Below are 3,454 nucleotides of genomic sequence, written 5' to 3'. Positions count from 1 at the left end.
GATTATTATCTGGATGCAAACGGAACCTTACCGATCACAGATGGGTTGGTAGATGACGGAATCACGTATACCATCAATGCTGATGGAGAATTAGAAGTAGAAGGATTGACCGAAGCTGATAGTCCGTTTACAGTATATGTGAGTTTAGTGGATGCGGTAACTGGTTGTGAGAATGCACCGGGAGATCTAAAAGTGGCCGAAGTTACACTTGATGGAGGTCCTCAGCCTATAATAGCATTAAATTCAATTACGGCAGATAATGTACTTAACACTGCCGAGATTGGCTCTACCATTTCTATCAGCGGGACCGTAGGTGGAGATGCACAAAGCGGAGATGCAGTAACGGTAACCGTTAATACGTTTGACTACGATACCACTGTTGCCGCAGATTTAACATTTTCGGTAAATGTTCCCGGAGCTCAGCTGCTTGCTGATGATGATTTAACCATTGAAGCCCAGATAACTTCTCAAAATTTACTGCTCTGTGAAACTACAGTACAAACTTCTTTAAGCTATACGATTGATGATACGCCCCCTACAATTCCCACAGTTGATTTCCTAACCACGAATAATAATACGCCTACCATAACAGGGACTGCAGATTCAGCAGATGAGTTGACAGTAACTGTAGACGGGATAACGTACACTGAGGGAGATGGTAATTTAATAGACAATGGTGATGATACCTGGAGTCTGACCATACCGGCAGCAAATGCTTTAGCCGATTCGACATATGATGTAGTGGCAGTAGCTTCAGATACGGCAGGTAACACTGCTACCGATGGAACTACTGATGAACTTACCATCGACACAACGCCTCCTACTGTGCCCACAGTAAATACTCAGGAGACTAGTGATACCACGCCAATGGTTACGGGAACTGCAGATTCTGCTGATGACCTAACCGTAACTTTAAACGGAGTGACTTATACTGAAGGTGACGGAAATTTAACCGATAATGCTAATGATACCTGGACGCTGGTTGTTCCTTCAGGAAATGAACTTGTAGACGGAACTTATGATGTTGCGGCTACCGCTACAGATACTGCCGGCAACAGCAACTCAGATGTTACCGTTGACGAACTGGTTATCAATACAACTCTCCCTACAACCCCTACAGTTGTTAGTCAGGTGACAAATAATACAAGCCCTACAATCACCGGTACCGCAGATTCAGTAGATGATTTGACAGTTAGTGTAGACGGCACAACATATACTGAAGGAGACGGTAACTTAACCGATAACGGAGATGATACCTGGACGCTGGTTATCCCGGTAACTTTAGGAGAAGGTGTTTACGATGTGACTGCCACAGCGACTCAAGGTATACAATCTGCTACAGATCCAACAAATGGCGAACTTACCATAGACCTTACTGCACCGGCAATTCCTACTGTAGATTTCTTGACAACGAATGACAGCACTCCTACAATTACTGGTACTGCAGATTCCGAAGATGATTTGACTGTTGTGGTTAATGGAGTAACCTACACTGAAGGAGACGGAAACTTAACCGATAACGGCGATGACACATGGACGTTGGTTATTCCGGCAGGGAATACCCTAACTGATGGTACGTATGATGTAATGGCTACTGCTACCGATGCGGCTGGCAATACTTCGATGGATGCGACAGTTGATGAATTGACTATAGATACTGCTGCTCCCACAACTCCAACGGTAGACTTGCTTACAACAAATAATCCTACCCCTACCATAACGGGTACTGCAGATTCCGCAGATGACTTGACTGTTGTTGTTGACGGTATGACTTATACCGAAGGAGACGGCAACTTAACCGATAATGGAGATGATACGTGGAGTTTGGTGATTCCGGCAGGAAATGCTTTAGCCGATGGTACGTATGACGTGATGGCTACAGCCACCGATGCGGCTGGCAATACTTCGATGGATGCGACAGTTGACGAATTGACCATTGATACTGCTGCGCCCACAGCTCCAACGGTAGACCTGCTTATAACAAATAATCCTACCCCTACAATAACGGGAACTGCAGATTCCGCAGATAATTTAACTGTTGTGGTTGATGGAGTAACGTATACAGAAGGTGATGGAAACTTAACCGATAACGGCGATGATACCTGGACATTGGTAATTCCGGCAGGAAATACCCTAACTGATGGTACGTATGATGTGATGGCCACTTCGACTGATGCTGCTGGCAATACTTCGATGGATGCAACTGTAGATGAATTGACCATTGATACTGCTGCGCCCACAGTTCCAACAGTAGACTTTTTAACCACCAGCGATACCACACCGAGAATTATCGGAACTGCAGATTCCGCAGATGATTTGACTGTAACTTTAAATGGAGTAACCTATACTGAAGGAGACGGTAACTTGACTGATAATGGCGATAATACCTGGACCTTAGATATACCTACAGCTCTAGCTGAAGGGACTTATGATGTGGTTGCTACTGCTACCGATGCATTAGGAAACAGCAGTTCAGATGCAACCACAAATGAACTTACCATAGATTCAACAATTTGTAATGCACCCTCTTTTACAACTTTTGATGTAAGTGGTTTAGGTCTTTTAGGCTCAGGTGTTACAAATCCAAATAATGCCATAGATGGTGATCCTTTAACCTTTTCTCAATTAAATCTTGGTGTTGTAAGTGTAGCAGCTTCAGTAGAGCAAGAAATCTATTTTGCCAGCGCAACACAAGCTAACGAGGATTTCAAGGTGAGTTTAAAAGTAAGCCCTGCGTTATTAGCTCTTGGTGTTGCAAATAATATAGTATTTGAAGCCTATAATGGTACCACATTAGTTTCCTCTTCAAATTTAGCCTCACTTTTGAGTCTTGATTTATTAGGGCTATTACAAGACGGAGCTGTTGCAGACGTTCCTTTTGATATATCAGCACCGGCAGATCGCGTGGTAGTGCGCTTATCTTCCCTTTTAGGGGTGAGTACGTCACAAAGCTTAGACCTGCATGAAGTGACCATCACTTCGGGTATTCCGGTAATTGCTGCTGCTTCTCAGGATGTAGAAGTTTGTGAGGGAGGTACTGCCGATCTGGTAGCAACAACTGATACTGCGGGAGCAGAATTACGCTGGTATGATGCTGAAGTGGGAGGAAATTTATTAGCAACAGTAGCCAGTGGAGATGCTTTTACCACACCGGTTTTAACTGAAGATACAAGCTTTTATGTCTCTTCATTTGTAGCAGGCTGCGCCGAAGAATCAGCTCGGGTAGCTGTTGAAGTTACGGTGAATCCCTTACCGGAATCTGGAGATATCACCGTACTTGGTTTAGACCTTCCTATTTGTATTCCTGAAATCTTAAACATTGTACCCACTACTACTTTAAACGGAAGCTTCAATTATTATCTGGATGCAAACGGAACCTTACCGATCACAGATGGGTTGGTAGATGACGGAATCACGTATACCATCAATGCTGATGGAGAATTAGAAGTAGAAG

At 43.9% G+C, this 3,454-nt stretch carries 1 protein-coding gene; it reads left to right on the top strand.

Annotated elements, in window-relative coordinates:
* The coding region (locus DSM02_RS20255) for an Ig-like domain-containing protein (RefSeq protein WP_128767286.1) at positions 1-3,454 on the top strand (3,454 nt) is incomplete at both ends.

Origin of the sequence: Leeuwenhoekiella polynyae, from assembly GCF_004104075.1 — a bacterium.
GTDB classification, from domain to species: Bacteria; Bacteroidota; Bacteroidia; order Flavobacteriales; family Flavobacteriaceae; genus Leeuwenhoekiella; species Leeuwenhoekiella polynyae.
This window is presented reverse-complemented; position numbering and strand designations above follow the sequence as displayed.